This is a genomic window from Ruegeria sp. CG4 (genome assembly GCF_056537185.1).
Genome location: NZ_JBQFRB010000002.1, coordinates 109,810 through 133,443, shown reverse-complemented (window position 1 = coordinate 133,443; position 23,634 = coordinate 109,810). Strand labels below are relative to the sequence as shown.

Below are 23,634 nucleotides of genomic sequence, written 5' to 3'. Positions count from 1 at the left end.
TGAAATGCAGGAGAAATCTGTCATGCCAGATGGTTTGGTTATCCGCCCGCTTGAGTTGAAAGACAAGGAAGAGTGGCGCCGCTTGTGGACTGCCTATCTGGAGTTCTACGAGACCACGGTCCCGGAAGAAGTCTACGAGGTCTCTTTCAGCAGGCTGTTGTCGACAGATGCAGGTGAATACAATTGCCTCATTGCTGAACTGGACGGAAAACCGGTTGGATTGACACACTACCTGTTACACAGGTTTATGTGGTCGGTCGAGGATACCTGCTATCTGATGGATCTGTTTGCAGACCCCGAGGTCCGTGGAAAGGGTGTCGGTCGCGCTCTGATCGAGGCTGTTTTTCAAACCGCAAAGCAGCAAGGTGTTCCAACCACTTACTGGACCACTCAGGAGTTCAACTACAAGGGCCGAATGCTATACGACAAAGTGGCAAAACGAACGCCATTCATTGTCTACGAAAAAGACGGATAGTCAGCAGGGCCTTTTCTGAAGGCTTTGGGCTGCGGAGGGCGGGTGTCTTTCACAGCTTCTATTCGTGATCAAACCCAGCGCATTTGCTTGATTCAAGACCAGTGCCGAGATCATTCGCCCAATATTTGGCACGTTTTCTTTGCGTTACACGGCGTTCTTGCTACTGTCGGCTGACAACAAGGTCGATAGGGGGAATATGTCATGAAACGCGCCGAACTGCTTTACTCTGGAATTGATCGTCGGAGCCTGCTTTTGGGCGCGAGCGCCGCAGCCAGCCTCGCGACATTTCCCAAACGCCTCATTGCGCAAGAGCCTTTGAGTGTTGCGGGCATTTACACCGTTCCAGTTGAACAGCAATGGGTCAGCCGCATCCACATTGCGGCGGAAGCGGCGAAAGATGCGGGCCAGATAACTTATGCCTTTACCGAGAACACGGCCAATACCGACTATACCCGGGTCATGCGGGAATACGCCGAAGGCGGCGCCAAGCTGATCGTGGGCGAGATTTTCGGGGTCGAGGCAGAAGCACGGGAGGTGGTTCTGGATTACCCCGATACCGCGTTCCTGTTGGGTTCGTCTTTCCTTGAAGATCCGGCCCATCCCAATCTGGCCGTTTTCGACAACTATATTCAGGACGCTGCCTATCTTACCGGTATCATCGCCGGCGCCATGAGCGAGTCTGGCAATATCGGAATGGTTGGCGGTTTCCCGATACCAGAGGTCAATCGGCTTATGCACGCATTCATGGCAGGCGTGCGCGAAATGAAACCCGACGCGACCTTCCAGGTTTCGTTCATCGGCTCGTGGTTCGATCCGCCCAAAGCGAAAGAGACGGCTTTTGCGATGATCGAAAATGGTGCAGACGTTATGTATGCCGAACGCTTCGGCGTTTCCGATGCGGCGCAGGAGCGCGGCGTTCTGGCAATCGGCAATGTCATCGACACTCAGGCGGACTATCCGGATACGGTGGTTGCCTCGGCGCTCTGGCATTTTGAGCCTACGATGCAAGCAGCTCTCGCGGCGGTCGCCGACGGCAGCTTTACGGCGGCCAATTACGGGCTTTATTCCTACATGAAGGAAGGCGGCTGCTCGCTCGCGCCTCTGGGCACATTCGAGGGCAAGGTGCCTGCCGATGCGATGGCGCTTGTTGCTGAACGAGAGGCTGCAATTCGGGCGGGTACTTATGTTGTGGAAGTGGACGATTCAGAGCCTGTGTCCTCCTGATGTCCAAAGATAGTTCGGCGCAGGAGGTTGTCCTGCGCCTTAATGGCATCACCAAGCGATTTGGCAATTTGACGGCCAATGACTCGGTTGACGTGACGCTTCACCGGGGCGAGGTCATCGCGCTTCTTGGTGAGAACGGCGCTGGCAAGACAACGCTTATGAACATCCTGTTCGGGCACTATACTGCGGACGAAGGAACCGTAGAGGCGTTTGGTCAAGTCCTGCCTGCCGGTGCAACCGGTGCAGCGCTGCGGGCCGGTGTCGGCATGGTGCACCAGCATTTCACGCTTGCCAATAACCTTACTGTTCTCGAAAATATCCTTCTGGGCACTTCTTCCCTTTGGTCGTTGGGCCGTGGCCGCCAGAAGGCGCAGTCACGCGTGATGAAACTGGCCGAAGAATTCGGGCTGGCCGTCGACCCATCGGCCAAGACTGGGCAGTTGTCGGTCGGCGAGCGGCAGCGCGTGGAAATTCTGAAGGCACTGTATCGCGATGCCCGCATCTTGATTTTGGATGAGCCGACAGCGGTGCTGACACCACAGGAAGCTGACGCTCTGTTCGAGACACTGCGCCGCGCCGTCGATCAGGGCCTTTCCGTCATCTTTATTTCCCATAAGTTGCACGAGGTTATGGCAATCTCGGACCGGGTTCTTGTGCTGCGCCATGGCAAGCTGGTCGGGGAAACGCGCACAGATGAAACGACGCCTCATGCCCTTGCTGAGCTTATGGTCGGGGAAGAGATTACCCAACCCGTTCCATCCGAGGCCAAGCCCGGTGCCGTTCTACTAAGCTTGCGCGGTGTCTCTGCGCATCCGCCTGGGCACCGAACCGGCCTTCGAAACATCGATCTGGATCTGCGTGCAGGCCAGATAATGGGCCTTGCCGGTGTGTCCGGAAACGGGCAGGGCGCACTGGCCGATTTGCTGTCGGGCGAAGCCAGGCCAGAAAGCGGAGAGATGTGGCTTGGTCAGGAAAAGGCGCCACCCTGGTCTCCTCGCGCGTCCCTTGCGGCCCGGATCGGGCGCATTCCCGAGGATCGCCACAGCACTGGCAGCATTGCAGATTTCTCGTTGACCGAAAATGCCATCCTCGAAAGCTACAGGAATCCGGGGATCAGCCGAGCAGGTTGGATGCGCTGGGCCGCGGCACAAGCCTTCGCGCAGAAGGTGATCGCGCGATACGATGTGCGTTGTCCCGGTCCGGATACGCGAATTCGTCTGCTTTCGGGCGGCAATATGCAGAAACTCATCCTCGGGCGGGTTCTTGAATCCGATCCGGAAATCATCCTCGCCAACCAGCCCGTGAGAGGGCTTGATATTGGGGCCGTAACCTACGTTCAGGAGCGTCTGATAGCAGCCAGAGATGCGGGCGCGGCGATCCTGCTGATCTCGGAAGACTTGGACGAAATCATGGGGCTTGCGGATGTGATCCGGGTGATGTCCGACGGCCGGCTCTCGCCTGAGTTCCCCCGTGGAACGATAACCCCCGCCGAGCTTGGGCGGTGGATGGCCGGGGAGGGGTTTGAACGTGCGGCTTGAACCGATTTCCAACCCGTCCCTCGCCCGATCCGTGGGATTTCCAGCGGTGGCATTGGGGCTTTCGATCGTTATGGTATCGTTTCTCGTTCTACTTGCAGGGGCCAATCCTTTCGCCACGTTGGGACTGATACTGAAAGGAGCCGCAGGTTCGAAGTTCGCCGCGCTTGAGACCCTGAACCGGGCAACACCTTTGATCTTCACAGGTCTGGCGGTAGCCGTCGCCTTCCGCGCAAAGCTGTGGAACATCGGGGCGGAAGCACAGCTTTACATTGGCGCGCTTGTGACAGTCCTCTTCGGGACGTCGGCGTTGGGCCTGCCGGGGCCGCAACCACTGATACTGGTCGGTCTCGCCTCGATGCTGGGAGGGGCGCTGATGCTGCTGGGCCCGGTCATTCTCAAGACGCGTTTCGGCGTTGATGAAGTGGTGACGACATTGCTGCTCAACTTCATCGTGCTTCTTTTCATCTCGCTTCTGCTGGAGGGACCGCTCAAGGATCCCATGGGGATGGGGTGGCCGAAATCGCCCAGGCTGGATGCAGAAGCGCGCCTTCCTCGGATTGTCGAAGGGCTTCGTCTGCACTGGGGCTTTGCGCTGGCACTGATCTGTGCCGTGGTCGTCTGGGTGATTGAGACCCGGACCACGCTTGGTTACGAAATCCGGGCGGTGGGTCAGAACCCGACGGCTGCCCGTTTTGCGGGTATCCCTGTAAATCTTGTGCTCTTGAAAACCGCGTTTCTTTCGGGCGGGCTTGCGGCTCTGGCAGGTTTTTCGGAAGTCGCGGGGCTCAAGGGGTCCCTTACGCTGGATCTGAGTCCGGGCTTTGGCTACACGGGCATTATCGTCGCCATGCTTGCGCTACTTCACCCTCTTGGCGTCGTTCTTTCGGCGATTTTCGTAGCGGGCGTATTCGTCGGTGCCGACGGTATGAGCCGCGCTGCGAGTGTTCCGACCTATATCGCAGACCTTCTATTGGCGACCGCACTTTTGTTCATGGTCCTCGCCATCTTGCTGACGCGGTTCAGGATCGTGAGGGGCTGATGGAGATCTTCGAAATCCTCCTCTCTGCCAGTTTTTGGGCAGCCGCTGTGCGCATTGCTTCTCCGTTGATCTTTGCGACGATGGGAGAGTTGATCTGCGAACGCGCGGGGGTTCTGAACCTCGGGATCGAAGGAATCATGGTGGCCGGCGCCTTTGCCGGTTGGATGGCGGTCTATGCCGGTACCGGACTGTGGGCCGGTGTTTTCATTGCGATGCTGGCAGGTATGCTTTTCGGGCTTCTGCATGCAACGCTCACGGTGCCGTTTGGGTTGTCGCAGCATGTCGTGGGGCTTGGGATTACGCTTCTGGCGACATCAGCCGCCTACTATGCGTATCGCCTGGCCCTGCCGGAAGTCTCAAGCCCCCCGCGGATCAAACCCTTTCAACCACTTGAGGTTCCGATACTGTCGAAGATACCCGTTCTGGGGCAGGCGCTGTTCAACCAAACCCCGTTAACCTATCTGGCTTTTGTTATCGTTGGCGTAACTGCCTTCGTACTGTACCGGACGCCGCTGGGACTGGCCCTTCGGGCAGCCGGAGAGAATCCCTCTGCTGTAGAGGCTCAGGGCCTTTCCGTTACCGCGCTTAGAATGGGGGCGGTCATCATGGGGTCTGGTCTGATGGCTGTCGGGGGGGCGTTCCTCACGATGTCGGCTTTTGACAGCTTTTTCTTCGAGATGGTCAACGGGCGCGGCTGGATCTGTATCGCATTGGTGGTTTTCGGCGCTTGGCGGCCAGGCAAGGCTTTGTTGGGTGCGCTACTTTTCGCTGCCTTCGATGCCCTGCAAATCCGCCTGCAGCAGACGGGGCTGGGGGCCCTCGTTCCCTACCAGATCTTCTTGATGATCCCTTACATCCTGTCGATCCTGGCATTGATCCTGATGTCGCGTCGTGCCGAAGTGCCAGCGGCGCTGATGATACCCTACAACCGCGGAGAACGCTGATGGCAAGCTTCGATATTCTTGTGAAGGGCGGGAACCTGCCCGACGGAAACGTCGCCGATATCGGAATAACAGGCGACCGTATCACGGCAATGGGGCAGTTGGACGGTGCCAAGGCTGGTACGGTCATCGACGCGACCGGCGACCTGGTCTCGCCGCCCTTTGTCGACCCCCATTTTCATTTGGATGCAACGCTTAGCTATGGCATCCCTCGGATAAACGCATCGGGTACGCTGCTGGAGGGGATCGGCCTTTGGGGCGAACTCAAGCAGGTGACAACGGTCGATGAAATGGTCGACCGTGCGCTTTCATACTGCGACTGGGCGGTCTCTATGGGCCTGCTTGCGATCCGGAGCCATGTGGACACCTGCGATGACAGCCTGAAGGGCGTCGAGGCGATGTTGCATTTGCGCGAAGTCGTTCGGCCTTATCTGGACCTTCAGCTTGTCGCCTTTCCGCAAGACGGTCTGCTGCGTGACCCCACTGCCCATGCCAATACATTGCGGGCGCTCGACATGGGGGTCGATGTCGTCGGCGGTATCCCACATTTTGAGAGGACCATGGCGGATGGTGCTGACTCGGTTCGTATCCTGTGCGAAATCGCCGCTGAACGGGGCCTTCCGGTCGACATGCATTGTGACGAAACCGACGATCCTCATTCTCGGCATATCGAAACATTGGCCTATGAAACGACGCGACTGGGATTGCAGGGGCGGGTGGCAGGGTCTCACCTGACCTCAATGCATTCCATGGACAACTACTATGTCTCAAAGCTGCTTCCTCTGATCGCCGAGGCCGAAATCAGCGCCATTCCGAACCCACTGATCAACATTATGCTTCAGGGTCGGCATGACACTTTCCCGAAACGGCGCGGACTGACCCGGGTGAAGGAAATGCAGGCCGAAGGTATTCGAGTTGGCTGGGGGCAGGATTGTGTGCGCGACCCCTGGTATTCGCTGGGAACCGCAGACATGCTTGACGTTGCTTTCATGGGGTTGCACGTCGCTCAGATGTCGTCTCCAGAAGATATGAGGCGGTGCTTTGACATGGTCACGGTTGAAAATGCTGCAATCCTCGGACTTGAAGACTATGGCCTTTACGAGGGCGCCATGGCCTCGCTGTTGGTTCTGGACGCCGGGGACCCCATTGAAGCTGTCCGCCTGAGACCTGATCGGTTGGCGGTGATCTCAAAGGGAAATGTGGTTTCCAGAAAGCAACGTAACGATAGCCGTCTCGCCCTTCCTGGTCGGCCGAAAAGCGTGCGTAGGCGGCACTAGGGTTTCTGTGACTGTCTCGTCATGATCTTTCTTTGACGGGTAGGGGGCTTTCGAAGCCTCGCTCAATGATTTTGCGATTGGCCTGGACGAACTATGGTCCGGCCTGATCTGCATTCTGGCTTGCGTTCAAGCTACTGTTAATAAAATGAAAAAGAGAAACGCGGAATTTGCGTGAATCCAGTTTGAAACCTCTATCTGTATCGAAGAACCGCAGCTGAAAATCATGAAATAGCTGGGTGTGCCTTGACCCGTTTACCAAGGCGGACCGCAGGAAATGCTGGCGAGTCGGGTCTCTAACCTCATTGATCTTTGTCAATATTGGCAAGGGTCGGAAGTGGTACAATCGGCGATAGCAAAGGGGGTTCCCATGGAAGACTTAGTCCAAATTGGAAGAGCATTTGTTCAGGCCATGCGTGATCGCAGGGGGCTTGTGAGTGTTGACGAAATGTACGCCGAAAACGCCCAGTCGATTGAGGCGGTTGTGCCGCCGGTTCGACAGTTTCGTATCACAAAGGGTCGGGACGCCATCAAGGGAAAGAGAGAGGATTGGCTGGCAGCGCATGAATTCCACGAACTCGATGTAGACGGACCCTATGTGCATCCACCCAACCGCTTTGCAGTGCGATTTAGTGCCGAAGTAACCCAGAAGGCCAAAGGAAAACGTATGACCCTGAGCGAGATCGCTGTCTATTCGGTGGCAGAAGGCAAGATCGTACTGGAAGAGTTCTTCATGTTGCCGAAGTAGGAAGAACAACCGTCATCTAAGTGGCTGCTTTTGTTGGGTTTGTGCGGTCGGCGAGTTTCCTGCCCGCAGTGACATCCTGGAGGGAGATCCGGTATGCAACGCAGAACTTCGACGTATTTCATTGGCGCGGATACAAGCGATGTATCGATACTTGAATGCGCCGATGCTGCCCAACGTCAGCGCGGCCATTTGACTTGCCTTCTGATCGCGGCGCTACCGAACCTGCCTTACTTGAAGTACGGATCCAGCAAATTCGTCGAGGCGGGTTTGCCCGCAAACTGGTTGGAACAATTGGAAGAGAAAAAGGCGGCCTTAAAGTCCCGTGCGCGTGAAGTTGAAGCACTGCTTGCGCGCTCGGGCGCATCGGCGAGCGTCACGGTTTTCATGGGTTCCGGTGCGGACTTTAAGACTCTGGCGGCGCGCCAATCGTACTGCTGTGATGTCGCATACCTGGACCCGGAACTGCGCAATGACCCCGAAGTGTTTCACGAGGTTTGCCATGGCGTCTTGTTCCATTCGCCAGTCGCCATGATGATCAACGGAGACCCATATACCCAACGCGAGCGCATTTTTCTGGCGTGGAACGATAGTCTTGCTGCATCCAGAGCGGCCCATTTGGCTTTACCCTATTTTCTGGAAGCCAAGGAAGTTGTGATTGGTTGTTTCGATCCGCCGCTAGCACATGACCCGGAAAGTCAGGACCCCGGTACGGACATCGCCGCATGGCTCAGACACCACGGCTGTAGCGTGACCGTAGCGCAATTCCCGAGCGGCGGTCTGCCGATCGAACAGTGCATACAGGAACGTGCTAAGGAAGCCGGCTCTGACCTTATTGTCATGGGCGCTTACGGGCACTCATACTTGCGCGAGTCGATTTTTGGTGGAACAACACGGGCCATGCTGCAACAAACCGGTCTTCCGGTTCTATTTGCGCACTGACTGAAGCAAGTGGACGTCCAGTGTTTGTCTGGGTTCGACGGTCAGGTCCAAACACTATGAAAGAATGGGTTCAGTGTATTGAGTTAGGAATTGTCTGATATTGTCCTGTAGTTCCCATCCAGAAACCCCTTCACAATCGACGAGAGTTCGTCCCAGTCCGTGAATTCCCGCACGCCATCTTTCGGATCGATTTTTCGACCCAACAAGACGACGTGTTTAACGATCTCTTTCTCAAAATAACCATAGCTGTCGGGTCTCACCGCGCCTGCGACCAATGCTGACGCATCTGGTTCGAAACTCGTTCGCAACAACATCTCAGTGAGATAGTCGCGGGCTTCCTCGCGCCCCGATGCAAAGGCCGCTTTTAGACCCACAGAAAGCACGAGTGTTTTTCGTTTCACCAACTCGTCTTTGAACGACGCGATAAAAGCTTCGAATGAGGCAGGGTGTCGACGTTCGTGAACAGGAGCCAACAGAACAACGCGATCCACATCGTCCAGTTTTACCTGACCGGGAAGTTGATCGGTATTGATCAGTCTTGTGTCAAAGCCGGATTTCTTCGCGACATTGCTGATAAAATGCGCAATTTTGGCCGTCTGGCCCTCAACAGTGGCAAAGACGAAAAGTACTGTCATTCCGATCCTCCCACAAATCGGTCTGAGAAGCGTTTCAAGTATTATGAATTGGCGTGAGTTCGCCTTTGATCTTAATCAAAGGCGCAAGCTGAGGCTGGCGATTCCAATACATCGAACGTGTTTCTGAAATTTGCATGACGACGCCTTACGCGGGGAAGAATTTCTGCTGTGATGGCTGGTCTTCTCTGCACTACCCAGTGGACGTCCGCGCTATCTCAGGGCAAATAAAAAGATTGCGACGCAAACAGTAACATTGACGGACCACACTGCCAGTTTGACCCGTCGGCGCGCGGACAGGTTTCTAAACGGATCAATCATAGTCAAACCTTTCAGACAGAACCCGATGCGAAGGTGTTCCCCGGGCAACAAGGTGATCTTCGACAGTGTCCATCATGGCAGTGGGGCCGCAGAGCACGAAAAGCCAGTTGTCATAATGTTCTGAAGAAAGCGTTCGGTCCAAGAGGGCGCCGTCGATCCAACCTGTTTCACCGCTCCAGTTCTTCGGGGGCTCGGATAGAACAAATACAGTATCGTCCCTGGTCAGTTCTTCCCGATAAACAATCTGCTCCTCGATCCGGTTTCCATAGATGAACTTGATATCGCGTTGCTCTGCGCTCAGGCGAATTTGGCGCAGTATGCTGAGCAATGGGGCGACGCCGACACCACCTGCGATCAGAACAATGCCTTGTTCAGCGCGTTTGCCGACCGAAAGGTTCCCGTGGGGGCCATCGAGATAGGCCAGCGTATCCGGCGCGATCTGCCCGAGACTGCCTGTGAAATCCCCAAGCTCTTTTATCACGAATGAAACTTCAGGACCTTCACCCGGTGCCGAGCTAATCGAAAACGGATTTTCACGCTGTGAAAAGACGTTGTGCCCCACATTGAGCCAGGCAAACTGGCCCGCTTCAAAGCTGAGGCCCTGGTGACCGACCGGTTTGAGGCGCAATTCCCATTGCTTCGGTGTCAGACGAGTGACCGAGGAAACACGCCACGGTTTCCGCATCTTAAACAAGGGGCGGACAAGATAGACATAAAGCAGAGTACCAACGGCAATGCCGGTCATTGCGAGCCACAGATATGTCAGTGACGGATGCCCACCGTAGCGACCTGCATGGATTGTGTGATGAAGAAGCAAACCGGCCAATGACAGAGCACCGAGACCGTGCAAAAGACGCCATGTTTCGTATTTGTATTCAAGGCTTTTTCGGGCGACCGCCGAGGCGACCAGAACGACGATCAGGAAAAAGGCCCCAATCCCCGAGGATAGCACTGGAAAGTCTGTCGTAATCGTCAGTTGGCGCGATACGTCCCACGGGCGGTGTCCGCCAGAAGGCGTGCCCTGGTAAAGTAGCGGGTGTATCAACGCAAAAACGAGTGCCGCGCGCGCCATCAGCTGATGCATGCGCATGGTCACATCCATGCCCACACCGGACGAAATGAACCTGAAGCGCCCGGAGAGCAGGAACTCTACCAGAATGATTGAAAATCCAATCATTCCCAGCCCGGATGCGAGTTCTTGGTGAAAAGATCGCGGTGGCCAGCCAAGTGACCAGGAAAAGCCCAACGGCGCCAAGATCAGCAGAACATAGATCAGCGCCAGATAGGGCCATTTCATATGGTTTTGCTCCACTGCGCCAGAGTTAGGCCATTCCCGCTGTCTTAAGGGGCTAGGCTAGGCGAGCCCCGGTTGGCGATCAAGCTTCCTGTGATCGGGTGTTTTCCCGTCCGAAAGGCTATGCCTGTTGGAGTGCTGTCATGTTCCGAAATGGTGGCAGAAGACTGGCCGGTCCGAAAGGCCAGGCGGGAAAAAGATGCGAGCATTCCCTTGCGCAAGATCAAGGTCCTTGACCGGGGTTTCTGCGATAATGCGGCGTCCGTATAGCCGGACAAAAGGAGGAGGTTCAGAAATGCTTGAAGACAAAAAGTCCCCGCAACTTTTCACCGGAACGCATCCGCTCTCCGACAACTTTCGACGTGAAATGGAAACCCTGATGTCGCGGTTCTTAGGAGGCGGCTCTCCGTTTTTACCGCTGGAAACGGCTGCGCAGCGCACGGGTCTGCCATCTCTTGATATGTCCGGCGCAATTTCCCCGGCCATTGATGTTCAGGAGACGGATACGGCAATCGTTCTGACGGCGGAATTGCCCGGTCTGGAAGAGGACGATGTTGAAATCGAAATCAAGGATCGCCGCCTCACCCTGCGAGGCCAGAAGAAGATCACACATGATGAGACGGGCGACCTGCGTGTCAGCGAAAGAAGCTATGGCAGCTTTTCACGGGCAATGACGCTGCCGGACAGTGTTGATGTCGAGAATATCTCGGCCACCTTCGACAAGGGTGTTTTGAGCATCAACATGCCGAAAACCGAACCTCGGGATCCCAGCCGCAAGATCAAGGTTTCATCCAAGTAGGTGGCATTTCGGCTGGGGCTTGAAACTGAAGGCCGATCATCGGTCGGCCTTCTTTGATTTGCAATCCAAGGAGTGTGCGGTTTGGTGAAGCTGTTGGCACGGATTTGATGCTTAACTGACAGAGATATCCAATCCTTCCTGGCACCCAAAACGAAGCAATAGGTTTTGTACAGCCGTGTGCTAAAGTACCTCTGCGTGGCCTTTGAAAAGGGGGCTAAAATGCGGAACTCAGACGCGGCTGACACAAGCTCATCGCCGTGCCCCGACGAGGGGGGCGTGCGTGCCCTCCTTGAAAATTTGACCGGACCGTCGCGCGGGAACGTGAGCTGGCTGGCCGACAATGCCCTTACTGTTTCGGTTGGTGAAAGTCGGGCGTTGAGTCTTCGCCCCAAAGACGACATGCCTCCGCACGACAACGATATCGCTACTCTTCAGTGGGCGGACGGTGTCTATTCAATAACTGCGTCGTCTGGGCGTAATGTCTGGGTGAATGGGCGCAAAATATCGTCCGCGAGTCTCGGGCACGGCGACATGATCGAGTTCGGCGAAAAGGGCCCAATGTCCCGGTACAGGTTATGTAGCAAAACCTACCCGGCGCGTCATACGGTCGAAGAAATCCTAAGTGACGCCTACGCTTACGCCCGAACAAGCCGGCGGCCGTTTGCCAAAAGGATGTCCGGCGCGCTGCGCGACAGCGGTCGTCGGCTTGCGTCTCAGACGACAGTTCTGTTCAGGATCACGGTCGTCGCCGCACTTCTTCTGATCGCGGGCCTTGTGTTTCTGCTTTATCAAAACGATCAAAGGTTGGCGGACAGTATCCAACAGGAATCCCGCAAGATCGAAGCGGTTGCGGTGATGCTTGCACAGACACGTGAAGATGCGCTGACCCCGGATGATCTGGCCGCGTTGCGGGATGCCTTTGAAAACCAAGTCACGTCGACCGAGCAGCGTCTCGGAACCCTTGAACAGCGAGCAGGCGCATCGACACGGGTAATTACCGCCTCATCTAAGTCTGTCGCATTCATTCAGGGTGCCTACGGGTTGCGTCATCTGGAAAGCGGGAAGCTCTTGCGGCACATGTTGGGGCCGGACGGAGAAAACCTGAAAACCCCGTTTGGGCAGCCCTGGATCGAACCGGACGGCACGGGCGAACCAGCTGAATTCCAGTTCACGGGAACCGGTTTTCTGCTGGAAGGTGTTCCGCTTATGGCCACCAATCGCCATGTTGCCTTGCCGTGGACGTCCCGCGATCGGGTGGGCGCTTTGAAAAGTGCGGGGTTGGAGGCGGAAATGCTGAGGTTGCTGGCCTATTTGCCAGGTCAACCGGATCCGATTGAGGCCAAGTTGGAGAAGTTCAGCGAAACGGCCGATGTCGCGCTTTTGTCAGTAGCTCCTGATCGGGTTCAGGGGCTGGGCGTGCCATTGGCGGATGAACCGCCAAACGCAGGAGAAGAAGTCTACCTGTTGGGATACCCGACAGGCCTGAAGGCGCTGATTGCGCAGGCGGGGCCGGGCTTTCTTCAAACACTGGAGAAGGAAGGTTCGGTCAATTTCTGGACCGTAGCGTCCCGATTGTCCGAGCAAAGCAAGATTCATCCGCTGGCCAGCCGGGGGATCGTTGCCAGAGCAAGCCCGGGTTCCATCGTTTACGACGCCGAAACCACAACCGGCGGAAGCGGAGGACCCGCCTTGAACCGGCGAGGCGAGGTAGTCGCCATCAACGCCGCGATCCTGCCTGAGTTTGGCGGCTCCAACATTGGCGTTCCGGTTGCGCACCTCAAAGAACTGTTGAGCGAGGCAGAAGGCCTGTAGTCAGTCGCTTGTTCGGAAGCGGGACTTCTGTACAAGGAAAACCGCCGCCAGCGGGACCGTGACAGTTATCAGGGCGGCTGCAATCAGCAGATACCCGAGTTGGCTGTAGTCGGCAGTCGAGGTAACGACACCCGTTTCCGGATTGGTCACCGCGCGTGTAACGACGAATGTTTGGTTCAGGTATTTTGTTCCGAGACTGGCCGCCGACAACGCCATGTTGGTGAACGATGCCATCACCGCAAAAAAGGTCGCTTTCAGTTGGACCGGGGCGTTGCGTGCGATCCAGGCCAGCAACGGGACCATGGCAATTTGCCCAAGAGGCGATTCAACAGCTGTGTCGAGAATGGCAATGAACCTGGCGTCGACGACTCCGCCTGTGTGCGCTGCCGTCCATTCATGAACGCCGTAGTAAAGGGCAAGGTTTGGAAGAGAGAGCAGACCAGCCGCGATCGTAAGCACCACCACCACGTGGGCGATTGAGCGTTTGGCCATGAATGGCCGCAGGACGATCAATCCAAGCAATGCCAGCAAGGACGTCAGCAGAGCCAGGATTGCCAAAAACTGCTCGTCGAACCCCAATTCGTCAATTTCGAACCACGTCAGTCCCGGCCCCGGCAGCGGAACTGCACGGAACACGAAAATGATTATTGCCGTACCGACCAGGGCTTTCGCCTGGGCGGGTTCCAGTTCTTTCAGAAGACGGGACATGAGGTACAGGATCACCGTGAGAGAAACGGTAAACACCACCTCTTGCGCAAACTCGAATTCCGCGGTTCCCAACACAATGCTGAACACAACAAACGCGAGGCCACCAAGCAATATGGACCATTTAACCTCGGTCACCTCATCCGGGGTATGCAGTGGGTGACCTTGACGAAGCCGCTGACGTTGTATCAGTGAGTGCAGCACCACACCGCTGACGGACAGCACAGGGATGATCAACGCAATCAGGTAAACCTGGCCGTAGAGAGCAAGCCGGTCAGACTTTTGCAGATCTTCCGTTCCTGAGAATATCCAGATGTTGACGGCCGCAACCGCTGCAAACCCTGAGATGATCGAAACTCTGCCCAAGGTCTGCATTGTCGTGTGCTGGGCGCGGGTTTCTTCAGGCGTAAACGCAAGGCCGTCCTGGTCGACCTTGGGAACCGCCTCGACCGTCATGGCGTCGGCGACAACATCCTGAATGGCATAGCCGGAAGGCGCCAGAAGCAGGGCGACAACATACCAGTCTTCCAGCGGCATGACGCCGGCCATCCGAGTGGGCGCGGTCACAAGCCCGTACATTGTGAGCAGGGAAAGGGTAATCAGGGACGCGCCAAACAGGATCAACAGGGATTTCCAGCGCCAGAAGAGATCCACGATGTGGCCCAGCGGCATTTTGAGAATCCAGGGAAGACCGGCCCAAAATGCCAGACCTGCGACAAAAGAGGCTGATAAATCGAGGTAATCCTTCAGAAAAAAGGCACCGACAACCGAGGTCAAACCGGAGACGCCAGCCGCGAAGTAGACCATCAAAGGCGGCAGATAGGACCATTGCAACTGCTGAGCCAGATCCACAAAGGTTCTGTGCCACCAATCTGAGAGCTGCGTTCCTGTCGAAGATCGGTCAGTGGTCATATGCCAACCTGGAATTGCTGATGGCCCGTTTGCCTTTGCATTTAGTTAGAGAAATCCAGCTCCGAAAAGCAATGCACTGGTGATCACGCCAAGGATCGGAACGAAAAGAGGCACCCGGAAGTGTTCTTCAGACCCGTTCGGTTTCACCTTCAGAAGGATCAGCGAGACATTGACGAGGACAAAAACCCCCAGAACAATCTGTGATGTGCGCTCCGCCAAGATCCCAATCGGTACGGTTTGGGTCAGTAGAAGGATTGTTGCGACAACGAGCAGTGTGGCAACCACAGGCGTCTGGGTTGCTTTAGGCACAATGGCCAAGGCTTTCGGCAAATGGTCCCTGTCAGCCAGCCCATAGATCACCCGCGATGCCATGATCATCTGGATCAGGACTCCATTAACAGTCGCCACGATCGCAACTGCAGAAAAACCCTGTTTGATCACCTCGGGGGCATTTGCAAAAACAAGTGCAAGCGGCGCAGCAGACGCTGATAGAACATCGATCGGGACAACCAGCAGCACCGTCAGCGATGTCCCAAGATACAGTACCGTCGCCAGTATGAGCGTCAGCAAGATTGCTTTAGGGATGGTGCGAATAGGGTCAATTACTTCTTCGGCGACATTTGCCATGTCCTCAAAACCGACAAATGCAAAAAAAGCGAGAAGAGATGCAGCGAAGATGCCTCGCCACGCTTCAAGCTCAAGTGGAGGGAGCATGGAGCTGACATTATATCCCTGCGGGTCCTGAACCGACATGCCCCAGCCGATCACAAAGAGAAGCCCCGCAATCTCGATGATCGTGATGGCCGCAGCAACAAGCACCGATTCTGTGATCCCCCACAGCGCGATAAGCCCCATAATCAACACAACGCTGACAGTCAGAAGCGGTATTGCCAGACCCGTTAATGCGTGAAGATAGGAGGCTGCGCCTATCGCGACGGCAGAGGCCGAGATAACGCCCGAGGCCGCAACCGCCAGACCGACCAGCATTGCCATCCAGTTTTTCTGAAATCCCGCCTCGACATAGGCTGCCTCTCCTGCGCTGACCGGAAATCGCGTTGCGAGTTCTGCATATGAAAGTGCGGTCAGCGAGACGACGAGTGCTGCTACGACAAACGAAAATGCGGCATACGGGCCGGCTATGTCCGCCGTCGCGCCGACGAGAACATAAATTCCTGCTCCGACCGTTACGCCCAGGCCATAAAGCGTAAGCAACGGTGCTGTAAGGGCCCGTTTGAGTTTCTGTTCTGGCGGTTCAACGGTGCTCATCAGAGTTTATACCGAATGTCTTGCTGGCACGTCGCCAGCGGTGTCGTTGTTGTCACCGTCCGCATTTGGCGGTCCGGCCAGGTCTTGCGATCAAATTCGCGCCGTATTCCTTGCGTCTCAACGTTCAGGCTCTTTGGCGGCCTGTGAAAAAAGAGGGGGCTCGCCACCACTCCTGCCGAGCCCCCGTGTGGAACGTCCACGCTATTCAAATTCCGCTCACTGTCATGTTTGCTTGGGGACAGGTCAGTAAACGTAGATCATGATTAATATTCGTATTTCACTATATGAAGGTTGCAAGTGCATTGATCTGTGTCAATCGGTACGTTCTGCGGGCCTCGGTTGGTTGCTTTGGAAAAGACAGTGATCTCCAGTGACTTTAGAGTTGATATGGTGCTTTGGTTGTGAAGTTCTGGAAATGTGAGGTGCCATTGGTGGCGGTCGCCAAACGTCGAAATAACCGGCCAGCACGAAACAGAATGCTTTCGTTGAATTCCGACTTGGTCACAGGGTCCAAAAAGATTTAACTGATGGATCAGACGAGCCGATTGTGCCAATAAAACAGGTTTGTTAACGTCGTCCCCGCGCCAGGGAGGGCGTGTGTACCTACATGTTGGACTATTCGCATAACGGCTGGCTTGTTGCGGCATCGCTTGCCGTGGCATTGATGGCCGGTTTTACCGGGCTCTATCTGACTCATGGGGCCTCGAAGCTGAACGACCAAAGACGCAAGTTCATCGTCGCTCTGGCTGCGATCATTCTGGGTGGCGGGATCTGGTCCATGCACTTTGTGGCAATGCTGGGTTTGCAACTGCCAATTCTGTTTTATTACGACGCGCTGATCACATTGATTTCAGCTTTGGTGGCAATTCTGATGGTCGGTCTGGCGCTGCTGCTTTTGCACTTCCGTCCCCGGACGGTGCAAACAATGATCGGCGCCGGTGTCATCGTCGGCCTTGGAATTGTGGTGATGCATTACGTGGGCATGTCAGGGATGCAGCTTTGCCGCCCGGTCTACAATGCCTGGGATGTGGCAATTGCAACGCTAGCGTCGGTTGTGCTCTCCGTTGCCGCCATTTGGGTTGCGTACGACAATCGAACCCAGCGCAATATCCTGCTGGGCACGGCCTGTTTTGGCCTGGCTGTATTCACGATGCACTTCGTGGCAACCGGCCTGACCGACTTTGTCGCGACGGACAACGCAGGCGGAGCCGGACCGGCCTTGAACAATCAGGTCCTGGCGATGGGTGTGACTGTTTCGGTGTTTCTGATTTGTGGTGCCTTTCTGCTGACCGGCATTTCGTTTGTCGGCCCCGAGACGGCCACCGGCGCTGCGCCTTCTGTGGAACCCGAACCGGAACCGGCGCCGGTCGTACCGCGTGCAGGTGTTCCGTACGAGCGTGACGGCCAAACCTTCTTTGCCCAGCCCGGAAAAATAGCCGCAATCCGGGCCGAGGGGCATTACACCGTTCTTTATATGGATGCCGATAAGCTTTTCTGCCCCTGGTCGATTACCGAGGCCGAAAGCCGGCTAAAACCAGATGGTTTCCTGCGGGCGCATCGTAGCTATCTTGTCAATCCCGAACATGTCTCAAGCTTTGAGAGGCACAAGGACAACGGCACCTGCTACTTCGACGGGGTTGACGCGTTGGCCAAGGTTCCGGTCAGCCGATCCCGGCTGACGGACATTCGCGAGGCGCTGGGCCTTTAGTCGCAACTCGTGCAGCTCATTCGCATTTCGTGAAACAAGCTGCGCGCCCCGTTTCCACCCGCTGGAATGGCTGACCCCAGTGTTCTTTCCTTACCTCAGGTCCCCCAAGGCATACCGCTCGGACCCAGGGAGGAAAAACATGATACCAGCCGGTTTTGAGTATCACCGGCCAGGCGACATCGCCTCGGCTATTGGCATTTTACAGGAACACGGGGATGAAGCGCGCGTGATCGCGGGCGGGCACAGCCTTATCCCGATGATGAAACTGCGCATGGCCGAGATGGGTCATCTGGTCGATCTGCAAGCCATTGATGAACTGAAAGGCATCGAGATCGGGGCTGATACCGTCTCGCTGGGCGCGATGGTCACTCAGCATGAGTTGATCACGCATGACGGTCTGGCATCGGCCGTTCCCTTGATCCGCGAGGCCGCGTTGCAGATCGCTGATCCTCAGGTGCGTTATATGGGTACCGTTGGCGGCAACGTCGCCAACGGTGATCCGGGCAACGACATGCCTGGCCTGATGCAGTGTCTGAACGCGACGTTCGAACTGTCTGGTCCTGATGGCAACCGCAGCGTGGCAGCCCGCGATTTCTATGAGGCTGCCTATTTCACTGCGCGCGAGGATGAGGAAATACTGACCCGGATTTCGATCCCGGTACCGGGGGTGGGCGTCGGACAGGCGTATGAAAAGCAGAAGCGCAAGATCGGCGACTACGCGACCGCTGCGGCCGCGGTGATGGTTGGCAACGGCCAGGCCTCGGTCGCTATGACCAATCTGGCGGATACGCCCATCTGGTCTGAAGCGGCCAGTACAGCGTTGGCCGGCGGCGACGTCGACGGCTGCGTCGCAGCAATGCTCGAAGCGATTGATCCAGTGGCTGACAATCGCGGCCCCGTCGAATTCAAAAAACACGTGGCGGCCGTGATGCTGCGCCGCGCCATAGACCGTGCGCAAAGCCGCGCGGTCTGAGGGAGGAACACTTATGTCGAAAATGCACGTCAAACTCACCGTGAACGGCAAGCAGGTCGAAGGTCTGGCCGAGCCGCGCACGCTGCTGATCCACTTCCTGCGGGAAGATCTGAAAATCACCGGCCCTCATATCGGGTGCGAGACCAGCCATTGCGGGGCCTGCACCGTGGATGTCGACGGCAAGTCCGTCAAATCCTGCACGACATTCGTGGCGCAGGTGAACGGCGCGGATATCACCACCGTCGAAGGACTGACCAATGACGATGGCAGCCTTGGCGTCTTGCAAGAGATGTTCCGCGAGCATCACGGGCTGCAGTGCGGCTTCTGCACGCCAGGCATGATCACCCGTGCGCATCGTCTGCTGCAAGAAAACCCGAACCCGACCGAGGAAGAAATCCGCTTTGGCATGGCTGGTAACCTGTGCCGCTGCACCGGGTATCAGAACATCGTCAAGGCGATCTCGGCCTCGGCTGACATGCTGAACGCTCAGAAGGAGGCCGCGGAATGAACGATCAAACCATGACCCCCGAAGAACGCACCGCCAATCTCAAAGGGATGGGAAGCTCGCGCAAACGCGTCGAGGATGTGCGCTTCACCCAAGGCAAGGGCAACTATGTCGACGACATCAAGCTGGACGGGATGCTGTTCGGTGCCTTTGTTCGTTCGCCTTACGCGCACGCTCGCGTTGTCAGTGTAAACAAAGACGCCGCGATGGCCGTGCCCGGTGTTGTTGCCGTGTTGACCGCCGAAGATCTGGCACCGCTGGGTCTGCATTGGATGCCGACGCTGGCCGGTGACAAGCAAATGGTGCTGGCTGATGGCAAGGTGCTGTTTCAAGGTCAGGAGGTTGCCTATGTTGTCGCCGAAAACCGCTATATCGCGGCGGACGCGGCTGAGCTGGTCGAGGTTGACTACGAAGAACTGCCCGTCCTGACCGACCCGTTCGAGGCACTGAAATCGGACGTTGTCCTGCGTGAAGACCTTGCGGGTCAGACCGAAGGCGCACACGGGCCGCGCAAGCATCACAACCACATCTTCACCTGGGAGCAAGGCGACAAAGATGCGACTGAAGCCGTTCTAGGTGAGGCCGATGTCGTGGCCGAAGAGATGGTCTATTACCACCGGACCCACCCGTGTCCGCTTGAGACCTGTGGCTGTGTGGCTTCGATGGACAAGGTGACCGGTAAGCTCACGCTCTACGGCACCTTCCAGGCCCCGCACGCGATCAGGACTGTTGTGTCGCTGATCTCGGGTCTGGCCGAGCACAATATCCGGGTCATCAGCCCTGATATCGGTGGTGGCTTTGGTAACAAGGTTGGTGCCTATGCCGGCTATGTCTGCTCGGTCGTCGCCTCGATTGTCACCGGCCAACCGGTGAAATGGGTCGAGAACCGGATGGAAAACCTGATGTCCACCGCCTTTGCCCGCGATTACTGGATGCAGGGCAAGATCGCTGCGACCAAGGATGGCAAGATCACTGGCCTGTGGTGTCACACCACGGCGGATCATGGCGGGTTCGACGCCTGCGCCGACCCGACCAAATTCCCGGCCGGTTTCATGAACATCTGCACCGGGTCGTATGACATCCCCACCGCTTATCTGGCTGTGGATGGTGTCTACACCAACAAGGCACCGGGTGGTGTCGCCTATCGCTGTTCGTTCCGGGTGACCGAGGCCGCCTATTTCATCGAACGGATGATCGAGGTACTGGCCATCAAGCTGAACATGGACGCGGCCGAGCTGCGGCGGATCAACTTCATCAAGGCCGATCAGTTCCCGTATAAGTCGGCACTGGGCTGGGAATATGACTCGGGCGATTATCACACCGCTTGGGACAAGGCGCTGAAGGCCGTGGACTATGAAGGTCTGCGGGCGGAACAGGCGCAACGGATCGAGGATTTCAAGGCTGGCAAGACGCGTAAACTGCTGGGCATCGGCCTGACGCACTTCACTGAGATCGTAGGCGCGGGACCGGTGAAGAACTGCGATATTCTCGGGCTCGGCATGTTCGATTCCTGCGAAATTCGAATCCACCCGACTGGGTCGGCCATCGCGCGGTTGGGGACGATCAGTCAGGGTCAGGGTCATGCCACGACCTTTGCCCAGATCATCGCTAGTGAGATCGGTCTACCTGCAGATGACATCACGTTGGAGGAAGGTGACACGGACACCGCGCCTTATGGTCTTGGGACCTATGGGTCTCGGTCGACACCTGTGGCCGGTGCGGCAACGGCGATGGCCGCCCGCAAAATCCGCGCCAAGGCGCAAATGATCGCGGCTTACTTGCTTGAGGTCCATGATGACGACGTCGAATGGGATGTGGACAGGTTCTCAGTCAAAGGTGCGCCCGAGCGGTTCAAGACCATGAAGGAGATTGCCTTCGCCGCCTACAATCAGGCGATTCCGGGACTGGAACCGGGTCTGGAAGCGGTCAGCTATTATGATCCGCCGAATATGACGTATCCGTTCGGAGCCTATATCTGTGTCATGGAGATCGACGTGGATACCGGCGAATGGGAGGTCCGGCAGTTCTATGCGCTCGACGATTGCGGCACCCGGATCAACCCGATGATCATCGAAGGACAGGTCCATGGTGGCGTGACCGAAGCGCTGGCCATCGCGATGGGTCAGGAAATCGCCTATGATGAGATGGGCAACGTGAAGACTGGCACCTTGATGGACTTCTTCCTGCCCACGGCATGGGAGACGCCCAACTACACCACCGACCACACGGTGACGCCGTCCCCGCATCACCCGATCGGTGCCAAGGGCGTTGGTGAAAGCCCGAATGTCGGCGGTGTGCCCGCGTTCTCGAACGCGGTGCATGATGCATTCCGCCCATTTGGCCTTGTTCAGAGCCACATGCCGCATGACCACTGGCGCATCTGGAAGATCGCCAACGGTCTGGGAATGCACGGCTAACAGGAAAAGCCGCCGCGCTGGAACACGGCGCGGCGGCAATCCGGGAGAATGGCATGAGCTTGCAGGACATTCAGCAGGGCCTCGCCGAGGTGGGCTATGTTGCCGACGACCGTTTGGCGATGGCGTTGCATCTGGCCCAGACGCTTGGGCGCCCTCTGCTCTTGGAAGGACCGGCAGGGGTCGGCAAAACCGAGGTCGCAAAGGCGTTGGCCGCCCAGCGCGCCGCGCGGTTAATCCGGTTGCAATGCTATGAAGGACTGGACGCCAGCCATGCGATTTATGAGTGGAACTACCAGCGCCAGTTGCTGGCCATCCGTGCAAGCGAGGCGCAGGGCGGCACCAGCGAAGCGCAGTTGTTCACCGATGACTACCTGCTCAAACGACCATTGTTGGAAGCAATCAGCGAAGAAGAGCCACCTGTTCTACTGATCGATGAAATCGACCGCGCGGATGAGGAGTTTGAGGCTTACCTGCTTGAGATCCTGTCTGACTTTCAGATCACCATCCCTGAACTCGGCACCATAAAGGCGCGGTCGCGGCCCATCGTGATCCTTACGGCAAACGGGACGCGGGACCTGTCGGACGCGCTGCGGCGTCGGTGCTTGTATAGTTTCCTTGACTACCCATCGCGTGAAACGGAAATGGCGATCCTGAAAGCCCGCATGCCCGAAGTTGAAGGGCTGTTGGCGCGCCAGATTGTTGGCGTCGTGCAGGCGCTGCGCAAAGAAGATTTGGAAAAGACGCCCGGTATTGCCGAAATGTTGGACTGGGCGGCGGCCCTTTCGGGGCTGGGTGTAAACGACATGGCGCAATCCCGAGAAGAGGTTCAGGCGACGCTTGTCTGCCTTCTGAAAACCGCCGCCGACTATGACGCGGCCCCGCCCGAGGTCATGGATCGTTTGATCGGAAAGGTGGCGTGATGCAAGTCACCCGGTTCCCCACTCGCGCATCTGGTTTGGCGGATCGCATGTCCGGTTTTATCGCACATCTGCGTATGAACGGAATGCGTGTTGGACCGGCTGAAACGGGGGACGCATTGGCCGCGCTGGCGGCGGTTGAGGCAACGGATATCAGACAGGCCCAGCGGGCGCTTTGCGTGTTACTGGCCGGCGACGCCGACGATTGGCGGCGCTTCGATGACCTGTTCGAGGCCTATTGGTTCAATACCGGAAAGCAGCGCACGGGAACTGCCCAAACGGCGCATGTGCGGGTTCAATCCGCCAAGCCGATGATCTGGCAGCAGGAAAGCCAGGCTGCTCAGGAAACGGAAACCGGCACGGATCAGGCCACTGCGCCTGATCCCGGCGACGGGGAGGCCGTGGGGAGGAACGGGAAGCTGATTGCAACCCGTACGGCCAACCTGTCGCGTCAGGATTTGCGCGAGCTGATGGACGAAGACGCGCTGCGGCAGGCGGAACAAGCCGCGACTGCCATCGCGCGCGCCATCCGCGACCGCCGTTCGCGTCGGCGGAAACAAGCGCTGCGAGGTGCTTCGCTGGATATGCGCCGGATCCAACGCGCCAGTCTTGCGCGGGGCGGAGAACCTATGGACCTGTATCGCCGCGCTCGTCCACCACGCCCGATGCGGATTGTGGCCTTGTGTGACGTAAGCGGTTCGATGACGGTTTATTCGCGGGTTTTTCTGGCCTTCCTCAAAGGTCTGATCGGCAGTGGCACAGAGGCGGACGCCTATCTTTTCCATACCCGCCTGATGCGCGTCACAGATGCGCTGCGCGACCACGACTCCTTGCGCGCGGCAGGGCGGCTGTCGTTGATGGCCGAAGGGTTTGGCGGCGGCACGGATATTTCGGGCAGTCTTGAGCATTTCCTGAACGGACACGGCGCGCGCGCCTTGAACGGTCGGACCATCGTGCTGATCCTGTCCGATGGGTATTGCAGTTCTGACCCGCACGCGCTGGGCGATGTGCTTGCGCGCATCCGACGTAAAGCGCGGCGGATCGTATGGCTGAACCCCTTGAAAGGCTGGCGTGACTATCAGCCGATTGCTGCCGCGATGCAGGCGGCGGAACCCTATCTGGATGCACATTTGCCAGCCAACACGCTGGAAGCGCTGGCGGCGTTGGAACCGCAGTTTCGTAAGCTGTGAAAGGA

General features: G+C 57.1%; 20 protein-coding genes. 16 read left to right on the top strand and 4 right to left on the bottom strand.

Annotated features, from left to right (window positions below; genetic code table 11):
- The first annotated feature begins 22 nt into the window (after window positions 1–22).
- The 8 genes from ACR0J2_RS07010 to ACR0J2_RS06975 all read left to right on the top strand — a co-directional run bounded on the left by ACR0J2_RS07010 (window position 23) and on the right by ACR0J2_RS06975 (window position 8,178).
- Window positions 23–475, top strand: a complete 453-nt coding sequence (locus ACR0J2_RS07010; RefSeq protein ID WP_480812113.1) for an N-acetyltransferase family protein — start codon at window positions 23–25, stop codon at window positions 473–475.
- Between the two features lie 201 nt (window positions 476–676).
- Complete coding sequence (locus tag ACR0J2_RS07005) at window positions 677–1,699, top strand: BMP family protein (RefSeq protein ID WP_480441254.1); 1,023 nt, start codon at window positions 677–679, stop codon at window positions 1,697–1,699.
- Window positions 1,699–3,237 carry an ABC transporter ATP-binding protein gene (locus ACR0J2_RS07000; RefSeq protein ID WP_480812112.1) on the top strand — a complete coding sequence of 513 codons (1,539 nt, stop codon included), beginning with the start codon at window positions 1,699–1,701 and terminating at the stop codon, window positions 3,235–3,237. The genes ACR0J2_RS07005 and ACR0J2_RS07000 overlap by 1 nt, the downstream gene beginning before the upstream one ends.
- Window positions 3,227–4,276: an ABC transporter permease gene (locus ACR0J2_RS06995; protein ID WP_480812111.1), complete on the top strand. Its 1,050-nt coding sequence runs from the start codon at window positions 3,227–3,229 to the stop codon at window positions 4,274–4,276. Before ACR0J2_RS07000 ends, ACR0J2_RS06995 begins: the two co-directional genes overlap by 11 nt.
- Window positions 4,276–5,220 (top strand): ABC transporter permease, encoded by a 945-nt coding sequence (locus ACR0J2_RS06990; RefSeq protein WP_480489624.1) that lies wholly within the window; start codon window positions 4,276–4,278, stop codon window positions 5,218–5,220. Before ACR0J2_RS06995 ends, ACR0J2_RS06990 begins: the two co-directional genes overlap by 1 nt.
- A complete protein-coding gene (locus ACR0J2_RS06985; RefSeq protein WP_480812110.1) occupies window positions 5,220–6,494 on the top strand; it encodes an amidohydrolase family protein in 1,275 nt (424 codons plus the stop codon). Before ACR0J2_RS06990 ends, ACR0J2_RS06985 begins: the two co-directional genes overlap by 1 nt.
- 367 nt (window positions 6,495–6,861) lie before the next feature.
- A complete protein-coding gene (locus ACR0J2_RS06980; protein ID WP_480812109.1) occupies window positions 6,862–7,239 on the top strand; it encodes a SnoaL-like domain-containing protein in 378 nt (125 codons plus the stop codon).
- A gap of 93 nt (window positions 7,240–7,332) precedes the next feature.
- Complete coding sequence (locus ACR0J2_RS06975; protein ID WP_480812108.1) at window positions 7,333–8,178, top strand: universal stress protein; 846 nt, start codon at window positions 7,333–7,335, stop codon at window positions 8,176–8,178.
- 83 nt (window positions 8,179–8,261) lie between these two features.
- On the opposite strand, the gene ACR0J2_RS06970 is transcribed toward ACR0J2_RS06975, so the two are convergent.
- Both ACR0J2_RS06970 and ACR0J2_RS06965 read right to left on the bottom strand, forming a co-directional pair.
- Window positions 8,262–8,813: a flavodoxin domain-containing protein gene (locus tag ACR0J2_RS06970; RefSeq protein WP_480812107.1), complete on the bottom strand. Its 552-nt coding sequence runs from the start codon at window positions 8,811–8,813 to the stop codon at window positions 8,262–8,264.
- Window positions 8,814–9,123: 310 nt separating this feature from the next.
- Window positions 9,124–10,428: a ferredoxin reductase family protein gene (locus tag ACR0J2_RS06965; RefSeq protein ID WP_480812106.1), complete on the bottom strand. Its 1,305-nt coding sequence runs from the start codon at window positions 10,426–10,428 to the stop codon at window positions 9,124–9,126.
- A 292-nt stretch (window positions 10,429–10,720) separates the two neighbouring features.
- On the opposite strand from ACR0J2_RS06965, the gene ACR0J2_RS06960 reads away from it, so the two are divergent.
- Together ACR0J2_RS06960 and ACR0J2_RS06955 are read left to right on the top strand one after the other, a co-directional pair.
- Entirely contained in the window at window positions 10,721–11,224 is a 504-nt protein-coding gene (locus tag ACR0J2_RS06960; RefSeq protein ID WP_480812105.1) for an Hsp20/alpha crystallin family protein, read from the top strand.
- A 321-nt stretch (window positions 11,225–11,545) separates the two neighbouring features.
- Entirely contained in the window at window positions 11,546–13,036 is a 1,491-nt protein-coding gene (locus ACR0J2_RS06955) for a trypsin-like peptidase domain-containing protein (protein WP_480812104.1), read from the top strand.
- On the opposite strand, the gene ACR0J2_RS06950 is transcribed toward ACR0J2_RS06955, so the two are convergent.
- Window positions 13,037–14,653 carry an MFS transporter gene (locus tag ACR0J2_RS06950; RefSeq protein ID WP_480812103.1) on the bottom strand — a complete coding sequence of 539 codons (1,617 nt, stop codon included), beginning with the start codon at window positions 14,651–14,653 and terminating at the stop codon, window positions 13,037–13,039.
- Window positions 14,654–14,698: 45 nt separating this feature from the next.
- The gene (locus ACR0J2_RS06945) at window positions 14,699–15,919 is read right to left on the bottom strand and encodes an APC family permease (RefSeq protein ID WP_480812102.1); all 1,221 of its coding nucleotides are present in this window, start codon (window positions 15,917–15,919) and stop codon (window positions 14,699–14,701) included.
- A gap of 607 nt (window positions 15,920–16,526) precedes the next feature.
- On the opposite strand from ACR0J2_RS06945, the gene ACR0J2_RS06940 reads away from it, so the two are divergent.
- The 6 genes from ACR0J2_RS06940 (at window position 16,527) to ACR0J2_RS06915 (ending at window position 23,629) form a co-directional block, all read left to right on the top strand.
- Entirely contained in the window at window positions 16,527–17,627 is a 1,101-nt protein-coding gene (locus tag ACR0J2_RS06940) for an MHYT domain-containing protein (RefSeq protein WP_170614565.1), read from the top strand.
- 139 nt (window positions 17,628–17,766) lie between these two features.
- A complete protein-coding gene (locus ACR0J2_RS06935) occupies window positions 17,767–18,600 on the top strand; it encodes an FAD binding domain-containing protein (protein WP_480812101.1) in 834 nt (277 codons plus the stop codon).
- A 13-nt stretch (window positions 18,601–18,613) separates the two neighbouring features.
- On the top strand, window positions 18,614–19,108 hold the full coding sequence (locus ACR0J2_RS06930; RefSeq protein WP_480812100.1) for a (2Fe-2S)-binding protein: 495 nt from the start codon (window positions 18,614–18,616) through the stop codon (window positions 19,106–19,108).
- Window positions 19,105–21,522, top strand: coding sequence for an aerobic carbon-monoxide dehydrogenase large subunit (locus tag ACR0J2_RS06925; protein ID WP_480812099.1), 2,418 nt, complete (start codon window positions 19,105–19,107; stop codon window positions 21,520–21,522). Before ACR0J2_RS06930 ends, ACR0J2_RS06925 begins: the two co-directional genes overlap by 4 nt.
- Window positions 21,523–21,575: 53 nt before the next feature.
- Window positions 21,576–22,442 carry an AAA family ATPase gene (locus ACR0J2_RS06920; RefSeq protein ID WP_480812098.1) on the top strand — a complete coding sequence of 289 codons (867 nt, stop codon included), beginning with the start codon at window positions 21,576–21,578 and terminating at the stop codon, window positions 22,440–22,442.
- A gap of 47 nt (window positions 22,443–22,489) precedes the next feature.
- Window positions 22,490–23,629, top strand: coding sequence for a vWA domain-containing protein (locus ACR0J2_RS06915; protein ID WP_480812097.1), 1,140 nt, complete (start codon window positions 22,490–22,492; stop codon window positions 23,627–23,629).
- The last annotated feature ends 5 nt before the right edge of the window (window positions 23,630–23,634 follow it).

Bases quoted from the DNA above. Each gene is read 5' to 3' on its own strand.
- ACR0J2_RS06990 (WP_480489624.1), top strand. From the start codon at position 4,276: ATGGAGATCTTCGAAATCCTCCTCTCTGCCAGTTTTTGGGCAGCCGCT.
- ACR0J2_RS07000 (WP_480812112.1), top strand. From the start codon at position 1,699: ATGTCCAAAGATAGTTCGGCGCAGGAGGTTGTCCTGCGCCTTAATGGC.
- ACR0J2_RS06970 (WP_480812107.1), bottom strand. From the start codon at position 8,813: ATGACAGTACTTTTCGTCTTTGCCACTGTTGAGGGCCAGACGGCCAAA.
- ACR0J2_RS06950 (WP_480812103.1), bottom strand. From the start codon at position 14,653: ATGACCACTGACCGATCTTCGACAGGAACGCAGCTCTCAGATTGGTGG.
- ACR0J2_RS06935 (WP_480812101.1), top strand. From the start codon at position 17,767: ATGATACCAGCCGGTTTTGAGTATCACCGGCCAGGCGACATCGCCTCG.
- ACR0J2_RS06940 (WP_170614565.1), top strand. From the start codon at position 16,527: ATGTTGGACTATTCGCATAACGGCTGGCTTGTTGCGGCATCGCTTGCC.
- ACR0J2_RS06985 (WP_480812110.1), top strand. From the start codon at position 5,220: ATGGCAAGCTTCGATATTCTTGTGAAGGGCGGGAACCTGCCCGACGGA.
- ACR0J2_RS06975 (WP_480812108.1), top strand. From the start codon at position 7,333: ATGCAACGCAGAACTTCGACGTATTTCATTGGCGCGGATACAAGCGAT.
- ACR0J2_RS07005 (WP_480441254.1), top strand. From the start codon at position 677: ATGAAACGCGCCGAACTGCTTTACTCTGGAATTGATCGTCGGAGCCTG.
- ACR0J2_RS06945 (WP_480812102.1), bottom strand. From the start codon at position 15,919: ATGAGCACCGTTGAACCGCCAGAACAGAAACTCAAACGGGCCCTTACA.
- ACR0J2_RS06925 (WP_480812099.1), top strand. From the start codon at position 19,105: ATGAACGATCAAACCATGACCCCCGAAGAACGCACCGCCAATCTCAAA.
- ACR0J2_RS06930 (WP_480812100.1), top strand. From the start codon at position 18,614: ATGTCGAAAATGCACGTCAAACTCACCGTGAACGGCAAGCAGGTCGAA.
- ACR0J2_RS07010 (WP_480812113.1), top strand. From the start codon at position 23: ATGCCAGATGGTTTGGTTATCCGCCCGCTTGAGTTGAAAGACAAGGAA.
- ACR0J2_RS06960 (WP_480812105.1), top strand. From the start codon at position 10,721: ATGCTTGAAGACAAAAAGTCCCCGCAACTTTTCACCGGAACGCATCCG.
- ACR0J2_RS06965 (WP_480812106.1), bottom strand. From the start codon at position 10,428: ATGAAATGGCCCTATCTGGCGCTGATCTATGTTCTGCTGATCTTGGCG.
- ACR0J2_RS06920 (WP_480812098.1), top strand. From the start codon at position 21,576: ATGAGCTTGCAGGACATTCAGCAGGGCCTCGCCGAGGTGGGCTATGTT.
- ACR0J2_RS06915 (WP_480812097.1), top strand. From the start codon at position 22,490: ATGTCCGGTTTTATCGCACATCTGCGTATGAACGGAATGCGTGTTGGA.
- ACR0J2_RS06980 (WP_480812109.1), top strand. From the start codon at position 6,862: ATGGAAGACTTAGTCCAAATTGGAAGAGCATTTGTTCAGGCCATGCGT.